General features: G+C 40.0%; 24 protein-coding genes. 12 read left to right on the plus strand and 12 right to left on the minus strand.

Going from position 1 to position 20,988, the window contains the following annotated elements; translation table 11 throughout:
• Positions 1 to 29: 29 nt before the first annotated feature.
• The 3 genes from ACH0BF_RS22405 (at position 30) to ACH0BF_RS22415 (ending at position 3,230) form a co-directional block, all read left to right on the plus strand.
• Positions 30 to 1,493 (plus strand): AMP-binding protein, encoded by a 1,464-nt coding sequence (locus tag ACH0BF_RS22405; protein WP_406910332.1) that lies wholly within the window; start codon positions 30 to 32, stop codon positions 1,491 to 1,493.
• A 4-nt stretch (positions 1,494 to 1,497) separates the two neighbouring features.
• Positions 1,498 to 2,586, plus strand: coding sequence for an acetyl-CoA C-acyltransferase (locus ACH0BF_RS22410; protein WP_340853012.1), 1,089 nt, complete (start codon positions 1,498 to 1,500; stop codon positions 2,584 to 2,586).
• 164 nt (positions 2,587 to 2,750) lie between these two features.
• Positions 2,751 to 3,230 (plus strand): hypothetical protein, encoded by a 480-nt coding sequence (locus tag ACH0BF_RS22415; RefSeq protein ID WP_120033608.1) that lies wholly within the window; start codon positions 2,751 to 2,753, stop codon positions 3,228 to 3,230.
• 41 nt (positions 3,231 to 3,271) lie between these two features.
• Here ACH0BF_RS22415 and ACH0BF_RS22420 read toward each other — a convergent pair whose 3' ends face one another.
• From ACH0BF_RS22420 to ACH0BF_RS22430, 3 genes are read right to left on the minus strand one after another with little or no spacing between them, the layout of a single operon-like run.
• Positions 3,272 to 3,631, minus strand: coding sequence for a 2Fe-2S iron-sulfur cluster-binding protein (locus ACH0BF_RS22420; RefSeq protein WP_340853016.1), 360 nt, complete (start codon positions 3,629 to 3,631; stop codon positions 3,272 to 3,274).
• A gap of 14 nt (positions 3,632 to 3,645) precedes the next feature.
• Positions 3,646 to 4,494: a family 1 encapsulin nanocompartment shell protein gene (locus ACH0BF_RS22425; protein WP_340853019.1), complete on the minus strand. Its 849-nt coding sequence runs from the start codon at positions 4,492 to 4,494 to the stop codon at positions 3,646 to 3,648.
• A gap of 27 nt (positions 4,495 to 4,521) precedes the next feature.
• Positions 4,522 to 5,088, minus strand: coding sequence for an IMEF encapsulin system ferritin-like cargo protein (locus tag ACH0BF_RS22430; RefSeq protein ID WP_340853021.1), 567 nt, complete (start codon positions 5,086 to 5,088; stop codon positions 4,522 to 4,524).
• Positions 5,089 to 5,465: 377 nt separating this feature from the next.
• Between ACH0BF_RS22430 and ACH0BF_RS22435 the strand changes: the two genes are divergently transcribed.
• Both ACH0BF_RS22435 and ACH0BF_RS22440 read left to right on the plus strand, forming a co-directional pair.
• Positions 5,466 to 6,032 carry a GNAT family N-acetyltransferase gene (locus tag ACH0BF_RS22435; protein WP_406910333.1) on the plus strand — a complete coding sequence of 189 codons (567 nt, stop codon included), beginning with the start codon at positions 5,466 to 5,468 and terminating at the stop codon, positions 6,030 to 6,032.
• Between the two features lie 72 nt (positions 6,033 to 6,104).
• Positions 6,105 to 6,254 carry a hypothetical protein gene (locus ACH0BF_RS22440; protein ID WP_182916990.1) on the plus strand — a complete coding sequence of 50 codons (150 nt, stop codon included), beginning with the start codon at positions 6,105 to 6,107 and terminating at the stop codon, positions 6,252 to 6,254.
• A 179-nt stretch (positions 6,255 to 6,433) separates the two neighbouring features.
• Here ACH0BF_RS22440 and ACH0BF_RS22445 read toward each other — a convergent pair whose 3' ends face one another.
• The 3 genes from ACH0BF_RS22445 to ACH0BF_RS22455 form a co-directional block, all read right to left on the minus strand.
• Positions 6,434 to 7,231, minus strand: coding sequence for a hypothetical protein (locus tag ACH0BF_RS22445; RefSeq protein ID WP_340853024.1), 798 nt, complete (start codon positions 7,229 to 7,231; stop codon positions 6,434 to 6,436).
• A gap of 179 nt (positions 7,232 to 7,410) precedes the next feature.
• On the minus strand, positions 7,411 to 7,818 hold the full coding sequence (locus ACH0BF_RS22450; RefSeq protein WP_340853026.1) for a M67 family metallopeptidase: 408 nt from the start codon (positions 7,816 to 7,818) through the stop codon (positions 7,411 to 7,413).
• Positions 7,815 to 10,850: a coiled-coil domain-containing protein gene (locus ACH0BF_RS22455; protein WP_340853027.1), complete on the minus strand. Its 3,036-nt coding sequence runs from the start codon at positions 10,848 to 10,850 to the stop codon at positions 7,815 to 7,817. Before ACH0BF_RS22455 ends, ACH0BF_RS22450 begins: the two co-directional genes overlap by 4 nt.
• Positions 10,851 to 11,059: 209 nt before the next feature.
• Between ACH0BF_RS22455 and ACH0BF_RS22460 the strand changes: the two genes are divergently transcribed.
• From ACH0BF_RS22460 to ACH0BF_RS22480, 5 genes are all read left to right on the plus strand, one after another.
• Positions 11,060 to 11,731 (plus strand): BMQ_0737 family morphogenetic spore coat protein, encoded by a 672-nt coding sequence (locus ACH0BF_RS22460; protein WP_120033592.1) that lies wholly within the window; start codon positions 11,060 to 11,062, stop codon positions 11,729 to 11,731.
• A gap of 72 nt (positions 11,732 to 11,803) precedes the next feature.
• Entirely contained in the window at positions 11,804 to 12,358 is a 555-nt protein-coding gene (locus tag ACH0BF_RS22465) for a hypothetical protein (RefSeq protein WP_340853029.1), read from the plus strand.
• A gap of 12 nt (positions 12,359 to 12,370) precedes the next feature.
• The gene (locus ACH0BF_RS22470; protein ID WP_340853030.1) at positions 12,371 to 12,679 is read left to right on the plus strand and encodes a hypothetical protein; all 309 of its coding nucleotides are present in this window, start codon (positions 12,371 to 12,373) and stop codon (positions 12,677 to 12,679) included.
• 259 nt (positions 12,680 to 12,938) lie between these two features.
• The gene (locus ACH0BF_RS22475) at positions 12,939 to 13,217 is read left to right on the plus strand and encodes a hypothetical protein (protein WP_340853031.1); all 279 of its coding nucleotides are present in this window, start codon (positions 12,939 to 12,941) and stop codon (positions 13,215 to 13,217) included.
• A gap of 252 nt (positions 13,218 to 13,469) precedes the next feature.
• A complete protein-coding gene (locus tag ACH0BF_RS22480; RefSeq protein ID WP_340853032.1) occupies positions 13,470 to 14,825 on the plus strand; it encodes an arsenic transporter in 1,356 nt (451 codons plus the stop codon).
• Positions 14,826 to 14,957: 132 nt separating this feature from the next.
• Here the strand turns inward: ACH0BF_RS22480 and ACH0BF_RS22485 are convergent, their stop codons facing one another.
• The 3 genes from ACH0BF_RS22485 to ACH0BF_RS22495 form a co-directional block, all read right to left on the minus strand.
• The gene (locus ACH0BF_RS22485) at positions 14,958 to 15,629 is read right to left on the minus strand and encodes a DUF2642 domain-containing protein (protein ID WP_406910334.1); all 672 of its coding nucleotides are present in this window, start codon (positions 15,627 to 15,629) and stop codon (positions 14,958 to 14,960) included.
• Positions 15,630 to 15,719: 90 nt separating this feature from the next.
• Complete coding sequence (locus ACH0BF_RS22490; RefSeq protein WP_406910335.1) at positions 15,720 to 17,096, minus strand: DUF2642 domain-containing protein; 1,377 nt, start codon at positions 17,094 to 17,096, stop codon at positions 15,720 to 15,722.
• 144 nt (positions 17,097 to 17,240) lie between these two features.
• The gene (locus tag ACH0BF_RS22495; protein ID WP_340853036.1) at positions 17,241 to 17,792 is read right to left on the minus strand and encodes a hypothetical protein; all 552 of its coding nucleotides are present in this window, start codon (positions 17,790 to 17,792) and stop codon (positions 17,241 to 17,243) included.
• A 565-nt stretch (positions 17,793 to 18,357) separates the two neighbouring features.
• Between ACH0BF_RS22495 and ACH0BF_RS22500 the strand changes: the two genes are divergently transcribed.
• Complete coding sequence (locus ACH0BF_RS22500; protein WP_406910336.1) at positions 18,358 to 18,501, plus strand: hypothetical protein; 144 nt, start codon at positions 18,358 to 18,360, stop codon at positions 18,499 to 18,501.
• A 264-nt stretch (positions 18,502 to 18,765) separates the two neighbouring features.
• Here the strand turns inward: ACH0BF_RS22500 and ACH0BF_RS22505 are convergent, their stop codons facing one another.
• A complete protein-coding gene (locus tag ACH0BF_RS22505) occupies positions 18,766 to 19,344 on the minus strand; it encodes an STAS domain-containing protein (RefSeq protein WP_340853037.1) in 579 nt (192 codons plus the stop codon).
• The gene (locus tag ACH0BF_RS22510; protein ID WP_340853038.1) at positions 19,302 to 19,532 is read right to left on the minus strand and encodes a hypothetical protein; all 231 of its coding nucleotides are present in this window, start codon (positions 19,530 to 19,532) and stop codon (positions 19,302 to 19,304) included. Before ACH0BF_RS22510 ends, ACH0BF_RS22505 begins: the two co-directional genes overlap by 43 nt.
• Positions 19,533 to 19,691: 159 nt before the next feature.
• On the opposite strand from ACH0BF_RS22510, the gene ACH0BF_RS22515 reads away from it, so the two are divergent.
• Positions 19,692 to 19,973 (plus strand): hypothetical protein, encoded by a 282-nt coding sequence (locus ACH0BF_RS22515; protein WP_340853039.1) that lies wholly within the window; start codon positions 19,692 to 19,694, stop codon positions 19,971 to 19,973.
• A gap of 154 nt (positions 19,974 to 20,127) precedes the next feature.
• Here the strand turns inward: ACH0BF_RS22515 and ACH0BF_RS22520 are convergent, their stop codons facing one another.
• Positions 20,128 to 20,832 (minus strand): DUF421 domain-containing protein, encoded by a 705-nt coding sequence (locus tag ACH0BF_RS22520; RefSeq protein ID WP_406910337.1) that lies wholly within the window; start codon positions 20,830 to 20,832, stop codon positions 20,128 to 20,130.
• Between the last annotated feature and the right edge of the window lie 156 nt (positions 20,833 to 20,988).

Below are 20,988 nucleotides of genomic sequence, written 5' to 3' on the forward strand. Positions count from 1 at the left end.
GCTTTTTGATTTAGAAAGGAAGAATCATTATGGCATCTATTACTTCTATTTATTCCGAGCATGTTCATCGCCATCCTGATCAACTGGCGGTGAAAACACCGGATCGGGAGGTGAGCTGGAGGGAATGGCATCAGCTCGTTCTTCAAACAGCCGGCTGGCTCCATTCAAAAGAGCAGGAAAACAAGACGGTGGGCATTTTTATGAGTAACGGACTGCCGTTTTTACAATTATTTGCCGGATCGGCGGCAGCAGGATGGACAGCTGTCCCGTTAGATCCGAAATGGAGCAGAGATGAACTGGACAAGCGGCTTCGTGTTTGTTCTCCGTCTTTGATTGTGACAACAGAGAGTTTATCTAAAAAGATTGATTTTATTGATACCGCCATTTTCAGTTGGGAGAGCATTTCAAATGAAATTGAACAAATACAGGAACGATCTCAGAGAGAGATAGCTGGTCATACTCCTTTTTATATGGGGTTTACTTCCGGTTCTACAGGAGCACCAAAAGCGTTTGTTCGTTCGCAGCAATCCTGGCTTGCCAGTTTTAAATGCAACAGGCACGATTTTGGATTGAAAGAAAATGAATACACGCTCGTGCCAGGTGCCCTGATCCATTCCCATTTTCTTTACGGAGCGATCAGTACGTTATTTCTAGGCGGCACCGTTTATTTATTAGAAAAGTTTTCGCCGTCTGCTACCTTGCAGGTCATTCAAAATTATCGGATTACGGCTGTTTATCTTGTACCTACAATGATCGAGGCCCTGTTAAGACAGGACCAGATTGTGAGGCAGCCGCTGACTTTTATTTCGTCTGGTGCTAAATGGGAAAAAGATTCTAAAAGCAAAATACGGAGGATGTTTCCGCAACTGAAGATGTTCGAATTTTACGGGGCTGGCGAGTTAAGCTTTGTGACCGTCTTATCCAATGAGGAAAATAGCGAGAGGCCTGATTCGGTTGGCAAGCCCTGTTATAGCGTGGCTATTCAAATTCGCAAAGAAAGCGGGGAAGTAGCTGCTTCTTATGAAACCGGGAAGATATACGTGAAAAGCGAGCTGGTTTGCGACGGGTATGTAACTACAACCGGAGTGCAGCGATTGCAGGACTCACAAGGCTGGAGCACCGTCGATGATATGGGCTACTGTGATGAGGAAGGGTTTCTTTACATAAAAGGACGGGAGAAAAACATGATACTCTATGGAGGCATTAATGTGTTTCCCGAGGAGATTGAAGCGGTGTTATCTTTGCATCCGGAAGTTGAACTAGCAGCTGTTGTCGGGCTGAAGGATCCTTATTGGGGAGAAGTCGTTGCTGCCGTGATTAAAGGCCGTGCGACTAAGCAGCCATTAAAAAGACTTTGCAAGGAACAGTTAGCTTCTTATAAGATCCCGCGGAAATGGTTTTTTATGGAGGATATACCAATGACAGCAGGCGGAAAAATTGCCCGGGCAAAGTTAAAGGAAGAATTGGAAAAAGGAGTGTCTTCCCATTTATAAAGCAGTGATCGTAAATGCTAAACGCACACCGGTTGGAAAAAAGAATGGAATATTTCAATCATGGCAGCCTCATGAACTGGCCGCACCTCTGCTTCAATATCTTGGAAGAGGAATAGAAGCTGAGGTAAACGATGTGATTTTAGGAAACATCGTGGGGCCGGGTGGAAATATTGCCCGTTTGGCTGGTCTGCAGGCTGGTCTGCCGCTTTCTGTGCCGGGCCTGACGATTGACCGTCAATGCAGTGCCGGGCTTGAAGCTATCCGGATGGCCGCCTATTTCATCCAAGGTGGAGCAGGAAAGATCTATTTAGCCGGTGGAACAGAAAGTACAAGCACCACTCCGTTTCCATCCCGTGCCCGTTTTGCACCTGACCATATAGGCGATCCTGACATGGGAGTAGCTGCTGAATATGTAGCTCAGGATTATGTTATTTCTCGAGAAGAACAAGATGAATGGACAAAAATTAGCTATGAGCGAAGCTGGACAGCTTTTGAACAGGGGATTTACACAGAGGAGATAATCCCAGCTAGTTCCTTGAAAGCTGATGAGGAATTTTGCAAAAAGCGGGATATTGCGAAGCTTGCCAAAAGAGCAAAGGCAGTCTTTCAAAGAGAAGACGGCACAGTGACGGCTGTAAATAGCTGTGGCATCCACGATGGAGCCAGCGTGGTGCTCATTATGGAAGAGCAAGAGGCACTTGTCCGGCAATTCCGGCCGGTGCTGCGGTTTGTTGACAGCGAGGTAGCCGCTGTTCATCCTCATCACCCTGGCATCGCGCCCGTACCAGCTATTCGGCAATTGCTTGCTCGTAATCATTTAAGGATGGATGATATCGATTTAGTTGAAATTAATGAGGCCTTTGCTGTTAAAATAGCAGCCTGTGCTCGAGAACTCGATATCCCTGCCGACAAATTGAATGTCCGAGGAGGAGCTCTTGCTCTAGGACACCCGTATGCAGCTTCCGGCGCTATTTTAGTCACGCGGCTGTTTTATGAAATGCAAAGAAGACCTGAAGCGCGTTATGCACTCGCCGCTTTAGGGAGCGGCGGCGGTGTGGGAACCGCTGTTTTGTTTGAAAAAGTGGAGTGTTAGGCTAGTCAATAGAAGAATCTGGAGAATAACATTCAGAATGGGCTAATAAAATATAGTGGCGGATAAAAGAGCGCACCAATTGACCCGACGAAAAACTAATTGACAATGATTATCATTTTCTTTAAAATGAAAGTATCATTTTGAAGAACGGAGCGAATAAACAAATGATGAACATGCTGCATGGACTAAAAGACATTCATACAGTGATTTCGAACAAGCGTAAAATTGGCGGAGTGGCAGAAGCGAGTATGATTCAGTTGGTGTCGGGAGAAGTGTACGTTCATCCAGTATTCACGAATGTTGATCTTTCAAAAGGGCAGTACGTTTCCCTCTGTTTTATCGATGAAGATGGCATGAACATTATGACGCATGTTGATCAAATAGCGGTGATCAAAGGGTTGCAGCATAAGCTGATTTGTCAGATGGAAAATAGCTACGTAAAGCAAATGCTGCTGCAGGATACGGTACAATATTTACGCAAGCTATGTGAAATTAACGAGGGATTTGTCACGCATACATTTAAAAAAGAAGCATTGCAGCTTGTTCGCGATATTAGCGTCAAAGAACTGAAAAAACACGATGTCTGCTTGCCATTTTCTGTGGAAGACAAACTTGTCCATTTAAATGACAGACTACATGCTTAATAACAAGAAGCTGTCCCGGCCATAGGCGCGGGACAGCTTTTTTAATAGATGACTGCTTGGCAGGCTAACCGATATCCTTCTGTTAAAGACTGCTTTAGCTTCTTTTGTTCCTGTTCATTTGGCAGTGACAGCAAGGAGGCCCCTTCTATCACTTTCACTGTGCAGACGCCGCACGTACCTTTTCGGCATTTAAATTGAAGAGCCTGATTTTGCTTCAATGCTGCTTCTAACAAATTGCCTTTGAAACGCTTCACCTGAAAGGTTTGTCCATTTTGCAGCAGACGAATGCTGGTTTTTAATTGTTTTTCCGGAGGCTGCTGCGTTTGCCATGCGACCGCGGCCGGTTCGGCAGTCTGCTGATTTGGAATAAGGGAGCCGACAGTAAATTTCCGGTTATTCATCGTTACGCAGCCCTTTATTCTTTCGGATCGACTAATGTGCAAATTGCAGCCGGCCGTTTAATGCGCAGTACGACGGTTTCATATACGCGGAATGGATGATTCATTCCTTCTTCTCCTAAATAAGCCGTTTCAAAGTCTTCGGATACAGCCAAATCCAAATTGTTGCGGCCTGTATTAACAAGAACGCCTGTTTTGCCTTTTAACACAGGGGATTGGAATACACCGTCCGTAATCAGTTCGCGAACATGTTCAATCTCCAGCACATTCGTGTCTTTATGTACACGGTGCAAAAGAGAATATAATTCAGGTGATAACACGAGTGCGTACGGACCATTATGATTCATTTCCAAAAGCTTATTTCGAGCGTCGACGATATCTTGGAAGGCACTCCCGGACTCATACCAGTTCCCCATTAAATGTGTCAGCCGGCCTTTTACATTCATTAAGCCGGGGATATCAAATTCTTTGGAACCATGAAAAATCATTTGGTCTTCTAAGATAGCAACATCGCGGGCAGCATTAGCAGCAGCTGAAAAGTCAATCGGAATGTCTAAAACTTTTGCTTGTTCTAAATCACGCCAGTACAAGACAAAATCTTTATATAGCATCGGAATCGTATAGTTGACGCGCTTGCTAGACTCAATATCCGTATCGAAAGAGCCCTGGAAGTCCATTTTTGCTTCATGATTCTCAACAAAAATATCATTAAAGACGCTTTGAATGCCTCTTCCCAGCGGTCCATACAGTTCAATAAAGCGGCGGCCGACAAGCTGTCTGCGTGCAGCTTCGATGACCGTTTGATCGAGCTGGGCAAAGTCTTGATCTGTTAACGGAGAATCCGGGTATAGTTGCGATTTATTCATGTTTTTTCCTCCTCTTTTTAGCGGGGCCTATTGGATTAAGCTGCCAACAGTAAAACCTTTTCGTTTTTTGGCTTGTGGTTTTTGAGTCGAAGCATCAGGAACAGCAGCTAAGTGATCATGCTTCTCGTCATGGTGAGCATGCGGGTCTTCATAATCATGGTCAAACCGCTTGTTAATTTCGGCTAATTTTTCTTTCACGTATTGATACCCTTCGTAAGCATCCACTCTGAGCTGCTTTAATAAGGTCTGTCGTTCTTCATCTGTGAAGGCAAAGAGGGCAAGATCGACGTGCTCAATAAAATTGTGTAAGCCGAATTTTTCAAGATTTAATTCCTGCAGCAAGCGATTAAATGTGTTGTTACTAGGAGAAAAAGCATTGCCATTTTGTTCAGTCTGAAATCTGCTGATGAGTGGAATCAGTACATCAAGCCGGGACAGCCGCTGCTCTTCCTCTTCGTAAATATGGTGATAATACAAACGTTCATGGTCATCCTTAGCATGTTCAATGACTGGATCAAGCATATCCATAAAGCGCTCGATGGCTTCTTTCGTCGTCGTGAAAATTTGGTAAAACGAGGCTAATTCTTCCTTCACGATTGGCACCTCCGGTTATAGAATAATTTACAGAATAGACAGGTTATTTTTGGTTTACTACGGAGCTTCTAGCTGCTTGAAAGAGCTGGCCGTTTCATATATCGCTTGCCCTATGATCCAATAAAAGTAGCCGTTCTTGTGAAACTCAATTCTGTGTTCATTATAGCGTATTTTCAGACAAAGAGAATAGCGAAAACCACCAGTATTCGACTGTTTCTCCATATTATTCCCCAAAAGTAACTAATTTTATGGAATGAGTTTCTATGCGTGGAGTTGTTTTTCTTTTATTTGTTGATAAGAAGACAGATTAATGTAATAATTTTGAAATAGATGCCGTTTCAAGCAGAGTGCTGTGAGGGATGGGATATTATGGGGGGATGCAAGTGAAACCGATTTTGCTGGATTTTCCAAGTGAGCTTTATTCCAAACGGCTCTTCATTAGAATGCCAAAGCCGGGAGATGGAAAAGTGGTGCATGAAGCAATAAACGCTTCGAGGGAGGAGCTGCAAGCCTGGCTGCCGTTTGCTAGGCACAAACAAAGCTTAGATGAAACGGAGGCTAATGTAAGAGAGGCTCATGCTGAATTTTTAACACGTAAGGATTTGCGCTTTCACATTTTTAATAAAGAAACGGGAGAATTTATCGGCTCAACAGGCTTGCATCGCATGAACTGGAGCGTGCCAAAATTTGAAATCGGTTATTGGATTGATACACGCCAAAGCGGTAACGGCTATATCGCGGAAGCGGTTGACGCGCTCACGGATTTTGCCCTTGACGTGTTACAGGCACGCCGGGTGGAGATTCGCTGCGATGAAAAAAATAGCAAGAGCCGGGCGATCCCTGAAAAGCTTGGCTTTCATTTAGAAGGCACTTTGCGTCATGACGATGTATCGGTCGACGGGAAAGAACTGAGGAACACGTGTATTTATTCAAAAATCAAATGAGCAGCGGGACTGCATAATGCTCAGGCAGGCGGGCAAAATAAAGAGCAGCATAAACGAAAGGAGCCCGTGAAAATGAGTGTATACGAACGTTTTCCTGTTGCGGACCTGAACGAAAACCATTTGCAAAAAGTGCAGTCGCTGGAAAAGGAATTAAGGCAGGAAATTGGAGAGAATATTGTATTGATTGCTTATGACGAGGAAGAGGGACAGGAAAATAAATAACAGAAAAAATATTCTTCTTTTTGACGGTTCAATTTCCTTTAAAGGATAAAATGGTTTTGAAACTTGTGAATAAAGAAAAAAACAGCCGTTAGATAAACTAAACGGCTGTTTTTATTTTGTGTTTGATTTGAGCAGAGTGAATAGTCTTCCCTAGATGCTAAAGAAAGAGTAATTGGATTTTATGGTGTTGGCAATCCGCCGCCACCGCCACCGCCTAGAAGACCTCCGCCAGGAGGGGTTGGAAATTGAATTGTTGTAGGAGTAGTTGTTGTTTCACAGCGATGCGGATTTACATCTTGCAAGCAGTCAAAGTTAAGATTGTTTGATTTTGCGATAAGCGGGCGAGTAACAGTGAGTGTTGTACGCAGAATGATCTTGAATAAAATACCTTCTACAAGAGTTACACCAGTAATTCCAACGACTGGTACGCCTGGTTGAACGAAGATGCCTTCTACTTCAAGTGGAGTTTCTGTCAATGTATCTCCAGGACAAGCACCAGGACAATCTGTATGCTCTTGGAATGGGAGAGAAGTTGTAAGAGTAACAGGAAGAGCAACTCCTGCAATCGTTACCGTAATAGTTGCAGGGATAACCCCAATGTTAACAACTTTGTCTCTAATGACGCTCGCGTTCATTGTCACGCCAGCTAAATTAGGCACAACATCTACAGCAACAAGATCTTCAAGAGCACCTAAACCAGCAAACACAGTAATAGGAAGTACGACTTCAGCTACTTTTTGTACAGTCTTCGTGCACACCACTGAGTTAACCAATACACAGTCGCTGTTTAAGTGGACGGGTTTATTAATCGACTTGAAATGACAGTTGCAATGCGAATGCTTATGTCCACAGGAATCGCAGGAAGAACCTGAGTCATTCCAGTCATCGTGCTTACGATCACATCCCCTCCAATCGTCTTGTTTAACAACAGGCTTACAACGTTTACCAGAAGAGCCCCATTGGTTACCAAATGCCATACGAATACAATCCTTTCCTATAATTTTATTTTTGTAGGCAAATTCAGATGAGATCAATAAAGCATTTAAGACCGTGGAAGGTGTATTGTGAATCTGCTTACATGATATCCTATGAGAAGAGGGAAATAATGGTTTGGACAATTGCACATCTTCATAAAAGATAGGTGAACCGTTTTTTCTTACTCAATTTTCAATAAGAGTTCCTGGAAACTTTTTTCTAAGATGAAAAAGCAGCGGGCGACAGGAATCTTCTTCTGGTAAGAAATAATAATCATATAGATGCTTGAATGAGGGTGGCAGTCAATATCTATTTGAGAAGGCACAGCTTTTGCAGTGGGATGGGTATGGTAAATGGCAATGGGCTTTTCACCATTGCCATTTATTTCATCTAATACAGCAGATACCGTTTGGGCACTAACAAAATAGCTGTTCCTCGCTCTTTTTTCATTTTGAAGCTTCCATAAGGTGCTGACCTGTTTTTCCCGGCCGGATAGAATTCCACACGCTTCATAAGGGAGTTCTTCAAGCCCATGCTGCACCATCTCGTTATAGACAGAGAGAGGGATGTGTAATGCATCGGTTTTCATGTGATTTTATCCCATACAAGTTGAAATAGAGATTTTCTTCTTGTCTTACTCGGGTCTTCCTGTTTGTGTCTCACAGTTGACGGACCGGCCTCTGCCTGTTCCGCTTTCATTATTTGCTTATTCGTTTTACTGGCTTCCATTTGCTCCGCTTTGAGCATCTGTTTATTTGCTTTGCTGGCCTCTGTTTGCTCCGCTTTGAGCATCTGTTTATTCGCTTTGCTGGCGTCTGTTTGCTCTGCTTTGGCCGTTGATTTACTCGCTTTAGTGGCGTCTGTTTGTTCTGCTTTGGCCGTTGGTTTACTCACTTTAGTGGCTTCCATTTGTTCCGCTTTGATCGTTGGTTTATTCGCTTTAGAGTCTTCTTCCTGTTTCAGCTTGATTATTTGTTTGGTTGCTTCATTGTTTTCTGCCTGTTGCGATTTGCTTGTTTGCTTGCTTATCTCTTGGTTTTCTGTTGCCTTCCCAGCGATCGGATCCAAAGAGGGTTCCTTATCCAGTGTAGAGGCCTTTCTTTCATAGGTTGAAACGATTCGATAGGTTCTGGAAGGCCGCTCTGAATCTAAATGCTCTAAAGCAGCTGAGCTGGCTTCATTATATTTGGCATCTAAGGGCTGTGTTTCTTTCTTGTTTTGTTCAGAGCTCTCAAGCTTTTTCTTAGCTGTTATCTCTTTTCCGGCGGAAAAGTCAGCCTGAAGCTCTAAATGAGAACTACTTTTAGATGGGCCTAATGGTTCGCTTTTAACGGTAGCGAAGTCAGGTGTGTCGGCTGTAGGAACTGGGGAAGGATTTGGTTTTTGGATGGTTCGCTTGTTATTAGTAGGTGTTCTTTCATTTGATGGCGCAGGCGTGCTGATGTCATCAGAATCACTTTCAGATTTCTCGCTGCTTTTGACTTTTGGCAAAGGAGCGGATGAGTTTGCTTGAATAGGAGGGAGGTTAATAACATAAGGTCCCTTGCCGCTCCAATGGTTGGTTTCCTTGTTGTATAATTGATTTTCATGAGTGCTTCCACTCTTTTTAGAATCTAGCCCTAGTTTGTTAACATTCATTAGATTTCTTTGAAATTGTTCCACCTCGCCGCGGTATTTATTTGCTTTATTTCCTATGACAGGTTGCATAACGGAGGCTCCTTGTAAATCTCGGAAGGTGACGGATTTAGATGACGAATTGTTAGAATGATCTTCCTCCAGGAAACCACCTTTTTGTTTTTCTGGTATACTCGTTTTCAACTCTTTTATTTGTTCTTGTAAATTCAATATTAATTCTTTTTGTTCCAATAAAACTTGGATGAAACTTTCTTGGGTAACATCCTGGGCCTGGGCGGGTTTTTCGCTTGTTTGCTGTGCATAGGATGAAATCGCTGGCTGCTCAATGTTCCCGCTTTGTTTAAGCATCTCTATATTTTGATTTACTTCATTCATGTGTACTATTGGTTCCTCCTTTTTTTGTGAATCTTTCTCATGCATAGCCGCTTCTCTCAAAATTTGCTCCTGCATGAGGGTATTTTCTAATAAGTGTTTGTTGAAGAATAAATAATCTTTAAGATAAGTTTCAAAGAGAAAAGCGTACGGATTGCCTCCGAGATCGATGTGTCCCTTCGATTTCTGTTTTGTCAGCAGGGAAGGGTCTGACTGATCATTCTCCTTTTTATCTGTATTCTCGCTGTTTATCAGCTCCTGTTTTTCTTTGGCTTCAGGATTGCCGAGGGCTTCTTCATACTCCTTTTCGAGTTTGAGAAAGGATTCTTTAAGTTCGGAACGTTCTTTTTCTAATTTTTCTTTTGTTTTTTCTATCTCGTCTTTCATCCGCTTGATTTCTGCGTGCTCTTCTCGCAAGAAAGCATGCTGAGCTTTTTCTTTAGTTAATTTAGAAGAAAGATCCTCCAGTTCATTTTTCAAAGCTTCAGCTTTCCTGTTTTGCTTAGATAGCTGGCTGGCCATCTGCTCGTTATCTGTCAGCAAATTCATTTTTTCCTGTTTTACCTTGTTAAGGGTGTTTAAAGTTTTTTCTAATTTTTCATAAGGAATATAATTTTCCCGTATATGCTGTAATTCTATCTCCAGCTGTTCTTTTTCATTTAGAATTTCTTCATATAGTTTTTCCTTCTCGGTAAAATCGCTCTGCCATTTTTGAATTTGTTCGCTTAATAAATTGGCTTTATGAGATGTATTGTGTAATTGAAGGGAAAGCTGTTCATTTTGCTGTCTTTCCTCTGCTAGTAACTTCTTTTCTCTCGCTTCCTGCGTTTTCAGCTGGGAAGAAATCATCTCCAACTGCTCTTTATACGTTTTTGCCTCTATACTTTGTTTAGCCAGCTGATTGGTGATCCGTTGATTCTCAATTAACAGTTCTTCTTTTTCTTGATTGGCTTTATCAAGAGCGTTTGAAATACCCTCCAGCTCTTCGTAGGGGATGTATTTCTCACGCATATATTCTAGTTCTAATTCCAGATTCTCTTTCTCTTTACGCATTTCATCATATAGTTCTTCTTTTTCTTCTTGTGCCTTCAGCTTGAAAGAAAGCCTCTCCATCTGCTCTTTGTATGTTTTGGTTTCCTTGTCTTGTTCAGCTAGCTGATGAGTCATCCGCTTATTTTCAGCTAACAGGGCTTCTTTCTCTTGCTTTGTCTGATCAAGAGAGTTTAGGGTGTCTGTCAGTTTTTCATAAGGAACATATTCTTCGCGTATATGCTGCAGCTCGACCGCGAGCCGTTCTTTCTCTTTGCACATGTCCCTATATTGTTCCTCTTTTTGAGCGAAATCGGTCTGCCATTTTTGAATCTGCTCATTTAACAAACTTGCTTCATTATATGCGCTGCTTAATTGAAGAGAAAGCTGTTCGCTTCTTTCTGTCTCTTGTGCCAGCAGTTCTTCCTTCTCGACGTTTTTCTCCTCTAACTTTTGGTATTTATCCATTAAATCAATGTATTCCTGCTCTAAATCATTCTCTTTGTAGCTTTGAATCATTTTTTTATACGTATTAATTTGATGATGTAAGTGCTGGATATAATCTTCATATACATTATCAGACATACAGCGTCCACCTCCTGCAAGCATAAATATAGGTTATCTTATGAAAGGGCGGATGTACTTGTGCCTGTATAGCAATAGCTGTAACAACAGCCTGTTTTTATAGGCAAGAGCCTCATTGAAAGTAAACGATAAGATTAACCTGTAGCATAGTTAGACTTTTTACATATCTTATTATTGTGTTAGAAAATCCATAAAAAGGAGTAGATGAAATGCAAAGCCAAAATTTACAGGGGGCTCAAGAGCTTTTATGTATTAACGCAGAAAAAGTATACGATTGGGTCATACTTCAGAATACAGTAAATCAAACTGTAGCTGCCGGAGCTCTTGGTTTGCCGCCAGGATTTAATCCATGTGATCCTACGGTGACTAACTTGACTACAAGATGCTTTTTAGTGGATGAGAATGGCGATCCTCTTCCGGTAAATGCAGAGGTCCCAGTGGAGGAAATTGGTGAAAGAGAAGACAGAACTTTCGTAATCGATGGGGCACTTGTTACACTGCAAAGAGTAACATTTGTAAAGCCGTTATGCATAAGAGTGGAGATTAGCGGTGTGGCAGGGACATCTCCTTTTGTAGGACTCTCTGATCCTATTTCAATTGATGTACCAGAATCCATCTTCTTATGTGCACCTGAAGGAACACGGCTCGTTGTCCGTCTCACAGATGTAGAGTGCAACGTGAGAGTCAACTGCACAGGCACTGAATTTGATAGCATCGATATTGCATTAAGCCTTTGCCAAAGCATTCAAACAGTTGCGGATGTGACTTTAGAGATAGAAGCAGACTTCTGTGAACCGCGCGATATCCTCGTTGAACAATGCCCTGCGCCGGTTATTCCGCCTCAATGCCCGGTTTTATTTCCAGGTCTTGCAGGCGAATAGAATGAATGCTGCCGCATAGTATTAAAGAGAGGATACAATTCCTCTCTTTAATACTTTAAGCGGGTGATATCAATGACAAATAAATTGCTAGCAGAGCTGGCTCAGTCGATCAGCCAACTGGAGTCAGAAGCGAAGGGATTTTTGGAAGAAATAAATACAAGTATAACTTCGGAGAAAAGCAAACTGCCGGATAAGGTAAGTTGCTTTTTTACTCATTCTTTTCTTCTGAATAAAGATCTCAAGGATAACCAAATAATGATAGGCAGTTTTTCAGTGAAAAATAACAGTCGTCATGTGATCACGTCTCCTATTGTTTTAATTAAGGTGAAAAGTGACCAGGCAATCGATTTTTCAGGGAAATTTACGCGTGCTAAGCAGATGGAGAAGCATCAGAAGTTTGGTTGGGAACGGATAGAAAGGGAGGAGGAAGAGGACGGAGAAACAAGCTATTGGTTAAAACCGATCTATACAGACAAAATTCTTCCTGGAGAAGTGCTTGCTTTTAAAAACTTTCAAATCGGCTTTTCTCTTTTAAAACCCAATAATATCTTAATAGAAGGCTTCGTTTATTGTGCAGAGCAAACATCTGGTGTGTCATCTTTAAATACTATTAATATTAATTGCTGAAGGAGATACCAAATGATTTCATCTAAAAATAAGGATATAAACGAGTTGATTGAGAAGCTTGTGACAAAAAAGTTGGAAGAGCATCTGAAAAAAAGAGAAGAGGATTCAACAGACAATAAAGCTGATACAATTGTAAATGTAGATAACAGTAGTTTGCTATTTGTTATCTTATATATGATTCTTTCAAAAGACAATGATAGCTATAGTGTAGCAGACACTGAGGTGGAAAAATTAATCAAACAAGTGGAAAACATAAGGAAGCACAATAAAAAAATTTACGAGGAAATACTGGACACTTTAAATAATAATTTAATTAATTGACAAAAGCCAACCATTTAACATAGCTAGTTACAGCAATGCACTGCATTTTATTCTGCGATGAAAAGTAGAATAATAATTTTTTATATCTTTGAATAGAAATAGGTAATACTTGAAGCAAGAGTTTATTCCTTCTTGTCATCATCTATAGTAGACTTTCGACCTACCATACTCTAACAGAAAACGGATTTTTAGTACTAGGATAATTGTTTAATGTTTTTCTCCTCTCTCTCATAGCTTAATAAAGAAAGGGGAGAGGAATGTGCCAAAAGATCATGACAAAGAAAATAAGAATCAAGAAGAAAAGGAACAAAAACACGATCGGCAGCATGACAGAAAAGGAGATCAAGACCGAGGTCGAGACCGAGACCGAGGAAGAAACAGACTGGAGGATTTAGAAGATGCTATTAGGGACCTCCAGAGGCAGGTAGAGCGTTTACAAAGAGAAATTGAGCAGTTAGAAAGAGAAAATGCTCGCCAGCAAAGACAAATTGACCGGCTTGAAAATGAGGTGGACCGCCTTATCAACAAGTGCAAGTAATAATTGTTTAACGAAGTACATTCATTTAGGATGATGAATCAATAGTAAGCAGCGGGGGAATTCCCCCAGCTGCTTTTTTGCCATTTTATTTAGCAATGACTTTGTGCATTTATAACATAGAGACAAACACATAATTTAAAAAGCTGGTTCACTGCCTAGCTCGTATTTTATAGAACGGAATATAGATAAAAGTAAGAGAAAAAGGAGGGGCTTTGTAGGCGAATTTATTTTAATGAAAAGGAAGAATTAATGATGAGTTTGGAAATAGCAATTCCGGTGTTTGTCTTTTTCATAACGATGTTAGTTATATTTTGGAGGCCTGGAGGGATGAATGAAGCATGGCCAGCTTCCATTGGTGCGGTGATCATTTTACTGACGGGGACGGTGTCCCGGGGAGATGTCACAGACATCATTCACAAGATTGGCGGCGCCTCTATCGCCATTATTGCTACAATTGTTATGGCTGTAATATTAGAAAGCTTCGGCTTCTTTCACTGGGCAGCTGCAAAACTTGCAAGTTTAGCTAAAGGCTCAGGTTATCGGTTATACTGGTATATTCAGCTTCTATGTTTTTTAATGACCCTTTTATTTAACAACGATGGAAGTATTTTGATTACCACTCCAATTTTAATATTGCTCTTAAAAAATCTTCGTTTAAAACCTCATCAGCAGATTCCTTATCTATTGAGCGGAGCGCTTATTGCCACAGCTTCAAGTGCACCGATCGGCGTAAGCAATATTGTGAATTTAATAGCTTTGAAAATTGTAGATATGTCACTTTATATGCATACAGCTATGATGTTTGTTCCAGCTACTTTAGGATTATTGTTTATGTCTTGGCTGATGTTTATATTGCTCAGGAAAAAGCTCCCAAAAAAATTACCGGATTCTTTGTATGATATAGAAGAAGTCTTTTTTGAAAAAAATTTTCACCCTTTAAAAACCACTCTTTCATTTGAAACCAAACATAAACGTACAAAATTTATGATGAAATTGTTGTTGTTTGTCTTTATCATTCGCTGTCTCTTATTCGCCGCCTCTTATTTTTCCATTCCGATTGAAATAGTTGCCGTACTCGGTTCAGTCATCCTGTTGTTGTGGAGATGGTATCACTTGCGTACGACACCGTTCGATATCTTGAAGAAAACTCCATGGCATATTCTGATATTTGCTTTCTCGATGTATGTAATTATATATGGATTGCACAACGCTGGTTTAACAGCGATGCTTGTGAAAATCTGTGAGCCTATTGTCAATGAAGGCCTGTTTTATTCGACTTTCATTATGGGAGGGATCGTATCCATTTTATCTAACCTCTTTAATAACCATCCTGCTTTGATGATCGGAACCATTACTTTAACAGAAATGGGGCTCGACCCAATTACTTTAAAAACCATTTATCTCGCTAACATAATTGGAAGTGACATAGGATCATTATTATTGCCTATCGGAACTCTCGCTTCTCTTATTTGGATGCATCTCTTAAAAGAAAATAAAATTAAAATTCAATGGAAGGATTATCTGAGTGTCTCACTAATCGTTATCCCGTTAACAACGATCGTCACCTTGTTTTTATTATTTTACTGGGTGCATATAGTCTTCTTTTAGTAGCCCTTCATTCTTTAGTTTGTTTATATGACAATCGGCTTTAAAGGGGTGTGATTCATCGTTTCTAAGACCAAGAGAAAAAAGCAGAAAGCTCAATCTCTTTCCACCTTTAATCGAAAGCAGCGAAATCCCTTATGTGCAGGTTATTGTTTTAATATGATGGATATTTACGTGAATCTGTTTTTCTTTTACTGTTAGCAAACTGATAAAGTGATCTTCCTTATGAAGGAGTTTGCCGCTGATGCTTTTTTTGTCTCCAATATTGCAAGTAGCAAATGTACCTATCATATCTTCTAGCTGGTTATCAAAGGTTGTGGCAAAAGGTTTAGCAGTAGAAGCCAGCGGAGATATGGAGCTGTTAAACCCGTAAGGACGAGAGGCCGCTGGATAAGGAGTAAGTCGTTTGATGTGTTGAAATGGAATGAGCATGGTTTGATAAATGGGAGAGGAAAATACGATATAGTCATCCAGTGTATTGGTAATATGGCCATGAAGCGGCTGAGCCGCTGTTACATCTATTTCAACAAACGTCCCTTTTGCTGCCAATAAGATTTTTTCTAATGACAGCATTTCAGTAACTGCAAGTGTTGGTATTGCATCAGGCTGTGCCAATGTACTTGCTTCTTTGTTTGACAAGAGCTCTATTTCACGAATGTGAAAAAAAGGAATATAAAAAAACTCATCTTGTTTAAAGAGAACAAGCACATCAGCGCCCCAATCAACAAGCGTGCCTGACAATTCCGTTTTCCCAAGAAGCTCCAAAGTAATTGGCTCTCCAACATAGTGTTTGATGAATTTCTCCATACAAAGCCCTCCTCAAGTGCTTAAAAGCTATACATTCCTAAAGGTATAAAGAGTCAGCCAATAAATCTCTTTTCCAGGAAAATTTTCATTTTATCTTAGGTTTTCTCGTGCTAACCGTTTCTTTTTCAAATTCATATAATTTTTTTCAGCCTGCTTCATGAGTGAGTAATATTGAGATTCGAGTACCTTGTCTCTTTCTTCGGGGGTTAGGATAGGCTTTATATGAACGCGACTCTCCTTTCCAGCAGGCAATAATGTTGTTTGCTTGCCTATTTGTTGTTCTTCTGTAGGTGATGATTTCATTTCTCTTCTATTTATTTTTAACTTTTTCTTGCTTCCTTTTTTTCTGAAGAAACGTTTCTTTGAATGAGAAGACATCGTTGAATCGTTATTAAGTATTTTATTATTTTCAGTCGGCTCATTTTTCTCTTCGTATTCATGAGAGGCAGATAAAGATCCGCTGCCAGTGGATGGACGTGATTGGCGTTTCTGATCAAAAAGATTGTAGTCTATCGGTTCGGCTGTCTTTTCAACGATTGGATGATCATTTTGTTGTGTTTTTTCTAAAGAATTATTTTCATTGTAAGTCATCTGTTTTTCAACAGGTCTTTCTTTATTTTTTGCTTGTTGTATATCTTGTCGGCTTATTAATAGAAACTCCGCATCTTCGTGAAGTTGTAGTTGTGTGTCACTCTCGCTAGGCAACGAGAGATTAGAATGTGTCTCGGAATCCGCCAGTTGATTTTCAATTGTTTTTTCTTCATGGAATTGTGGCTGTGTTCCACTTTCATTAGGCAGGGAAGGACTAGAATGTGTCTCGGGATTCGTCAGTTGATTTTCAATTGTTTTTTCTTCATAGAATTGTGGCTGTGTTCCACTTTCATTAGGCAGGGAAGGACTAGAATGTGTCTCGGAATTCGTCAGTTGATTTTCATATGGTTTCTCTTCGTGAAATGCCTGCTGAATATTATTTACATACTCGGTTTGGTTTGGGGAGGCTGCTTCCTTCTCATTTAAATCATTAGCGGCGGTTGAATCGGAATCTTCGTAGAAGCCCGGAAAAATATTGGAAATGTAAGAAGTTTGCATAATAATCTTTTCTTCAGAGCTAATCAAAATGATGTGATCTTCAAAGACTTTACTTAAGTATCCTCTGATAAGTTGATCGTTATGGCAGTTAATGGTGATCCATTTATACTTACAATGCTCTAAAATTTCTTGTAGCTTTTCCGCGTTTAAATAATCGTCCTGTATCGGTTTTTTATCCAAGTGTTTTGTGTTTTTTGAAATAGATTTAATCTGATCAAGATGGTAATAAAAATATTCTCCTTTTTTGTTTTGTAGCACAAGGTAATCTTTTTTTACATTCACCAAGCTTCCTTTAACTAACGTCCCGTCACTAGAAAAAATCCCTATAGAATAGCCTATAAGTGATTTAAGTGTATCGGAAAAATAAGGGCTCGACATTTCTAACCCTCCTCGCAGGTTATTAACTTTTTTCAATAGCAAGGACCACTTTGAATGAATGGAAGCTTGTAAAAAATCCATGTCCACCTACACTTATTCAAAAGTGGTTCCTTTGCAGTTAAGCTTGAAAATCATTAAGGAGGACTACTCGCTTTGCTCCTGTGATTGTTTATCCTTATTTTGATCTTCATTTTTATTTTTATCTTCGTTTTTGTTTTTCTCTTTATTTTCTTTCTCTTTTTCTTTTTCTTTATTTTCTTTGCCCGGTTCTTCTATTCTTAGATCATAACTAATATTGCGGATATGAAACATAGCTACACGAATAACTTCTTCATGAAAGACGACAGTGATGTAATCGTCATTAATATCATCCAATACCCCTTGATATTTCTCATGTCCTCCACGGTTAATCGTTACCCAGTGATATTTTAAGCCTTGCAATATATCTTTAAAATTTTTGCCTTGTATATAAGAAAAATCTTCAGGAATAACAAAATCTACATCTATGCCTTTTCTAGTGTTGTCCGTCAAACTCTTCACATGATGGCCTTTATAATAAAGAACGCCGTCTTCTTTTGTAAGTAATACAAAGTAATCTTCTTCTACTGCCATCAGCATGCCAATTCTGGAATCATGGCCGCCGCGGTTTACTTTCACAGCTTTCCCCACTAAAGAACTTAATATTTCTCTGTTCATTTCTGCTCTTCTCCTCCTATTTGAAAAGTTCTCTTTATATATATGTTTTGCAAGAATAGAAGGTGCGGCAGCATTTACCTTTTACAGCAGTTCTTCTTAGAAACTAAAAGAACATGCACAAAATATCTTACGACAAAAATAAACAATCATTGCTTTTTCGTTCGTTTGAGATGACCCGTTTCTCTCTTCGTTTAGCTTGGTATTTAAATTTCTAAAGCGATAAAGATGGCAGACTCCGGTCCGATGCTTTCTAATAATTGAACATTAGTATTTAAGCAGGTAAAAAGTTGCTGAAAGGACCGTTTAAAAGTGTGCAGGATCTGTTGTGATTTTGAAAAAGATGAAAACCTGTGTAACTGCAAGGAGGAAAGTACAATGAAATATAAATGCTGAGTGGATAGTAGAGGGTGGGGAAAATATAACAAGATAATGAATCGAGAGATACGTAAACGATGAAAGCGAAAGTATAGAGCAAATTTATTTAAATTTCATTGGTATTCATCCAATCCGGCTTACACAAAGAAACATATATATAAGATACCTTCTATTGAAAGAGGTGAGGATTATGTCATATGGAAACTTTCATGGATATGCCCGAAAGGCTAAAAAATCAGGCTGTGGCTGCGGTTGGAATAATTATTCACCCAAAAATGCCACATCTAAAAATCAAAAAGGAAAGAAAGTAATAAAAGCTTATCCGAAAAAATAATTATGAATGAGTGTAACAGCTATATAATCTTCTCTTAAGCTAGTCAGACTTTTATGGGGATTAATTAGAGCATTCTGTATTATCTTATTATTCATTTTGTTCAGTGTGCTCATGATCCCCAAAATCTAACTTTTTATAAATACATAGCATTCATGAGTGTATGGTCTCTATGCTCATATGTACGACCCGGACGGCAAGCGGCAATAAGCATTTAAAACGGTTCCTGGTAGGGAGGAAGAAGGTTGCCGAGGGTTTCCCGGCAGTCTAGATGCCCGATTGCTGCCGGGTTAATACATAGTTCAAACCAGCGTGTGCTGTATTGAAAATGGGGATATGGATATGCAGCTCACCAATGGACATAGCTAACTCAGGGGTAATGCCAACGATAATACACTGCGTTCCAATTAAGTTTAGACAATCGTTTAATTTTTGTATGTGTTCCCTGATTTCCTCTCCGTGACTATACAAACCACTTAAATCAATTAAAGCAAATTGGATATCGTGAGCGGCGCATTCCTTTAGGACAGAATTGAGAAGCCAGTCTGCCCGGACAGCATCAATTTCCCCGATAAGAGGGAGAGCAATGGTTTTTTCCCATATTTTTAAAATGGGAACAGATAGTGCTTGGATCAGCTTTTCGTTTCTTTCTTCTTCTTCCGCCTTCGTTGTTACATCCATAAGGATAACCACATATCCGGTTATTTCGTCAGTATCATTTTTAATAGCAGTAATGATAATGTCCGCAACATAGCGGTCGCGAATGGTAATACGGGCTCTATGGCTTTCTGTCATCTTTTCCATCATTTCCCGTTGAGTTTCTGGACGGGTGTGAAATACATCCATTTTTTTCCGATCATCTTTTCCGCATCTGATAAACCATACAAAGGCGCTATGGTGGATAGCAGACTAGCTGCTTTCTTATTCATCCAGCATATTGTGTAATCGGTGTCAGCGATGATGAGGTTTTCTCCCAAACTATCCAAAGCGTGAAGAAGGGAAATATTTATCGGTATTTGACCAATTGCATTCATAAGTATCCACCTTTCCTGCAAGTTGTTGCCTTATTATAGCATATCCCATTTATTTCAAGAGTGTATGAGCAGATGACCCTATTTTTAAAAAGGACGGACACATCTCACGGATGGGCAGCATAAGGTAAAGGGCAGAAGCAAATAAAGGGGGACATGATTGTGCATTTCCAAAACTACAATTTTGAAGATGAACCGTTTATTGAACAAGAGGAATTGACCGATATGGAACTGGAGGAAGAAAGACAGCAATCATATCATATGCAGCCGTATCCGCCATACCCATCGTATCAGCCGTATCCATATTATCCACAACCGTATCCTTATGCGTATCAATACCCATATTATCCATATCCAAGACCTCGTCCACGTCCAAGACCGATGAGTTATTATCCGTATTATCCACAGCCATACCCGTACTATTCAGGAGGATGGGATCAATAAATTTTAGAAGAAGCTGCCATATTACTTAGGCAGCTTTTCTCCATACAACAAGGTTTTATATAATGGTCCCTCGGCTTATAGATGCCAATTGGCTGTTAGAGGGGACGGGGCTTCTTACATAAAGGAAGTGAACAAACTTCTATGCTTAGAATGGCTACTTATACAGCAGGACCTTTAACTGCTCGTTTTGATCAATTGTGGCTAATAGCACCTCATTGACTGCTACACACTGGTCTTTTTTTAGCTTCGTCTCAAGCCAGGTCGAATCTTTCCCTATTTTTTTCAGCTCCGAGTGATCAATTTTCCCATCTTTAACAACGGCATGAGGAAAAGAAAAAGGTAATGGATGCAACTGCATGTCTGATCGGGTGACCGGTTGGTACTTTGGATCTAAAAATACAGAAATATTGCCATCTGGCTCCCATAAGGCAAGTGCTACCTTTTGTATATCGGTAATCTTTTCCTTTCGTAACTGGGATAGTAAAAAATCCAAGGATATTTTTGATTTAGATAAATTATTATAAATAATCTTCCCATTATTAATAAGAGCAAAAGGAGCCGGATCAAGCCAATTTCTTAGCTTATGCCATTTTAAAGTTAAGAAGACACCGACTGTATACAGAATGACTAAAACGCTAATCGTAATCATTGAACCTTTCATCCCTAAATGTTCATCAGAAAGAGGGTGGGCAATAATGTTGCCGAGCAATAAAGCCATAATAAAATCAAGCATTCTTAATTGGGCAATGGAGTGTCGCCCCATCAGTTTAGCAACAAGTAATAAAAAGAAAAAAGCAACCACTGCCCGTAGTATCCATTGAACAGATGTTAAGGATTCCTGGGAATGAAAGAAGTCCATTATATACTCACATCCTTCGTAAAAAGAAGATTCATTTGCTTGTCATATGAAAGAAGTGACCCAAAATAATTTTGGATCACTTCAGACTGTAGACAAACTCAATGAAATTCTAGAGTTTGTCTACAGTCCTTTTTATTTTGCTTGTGAATGGGGGCT

This window comes from Pseudobacillus sp. 179-B 2D1 NHS, from assembly GCF_045370945.1.
Classification (GTDB): Bacteria; Bacillota; Bacilli; order Bacillales; family Domibacillaceae; genus Pseudobacillus.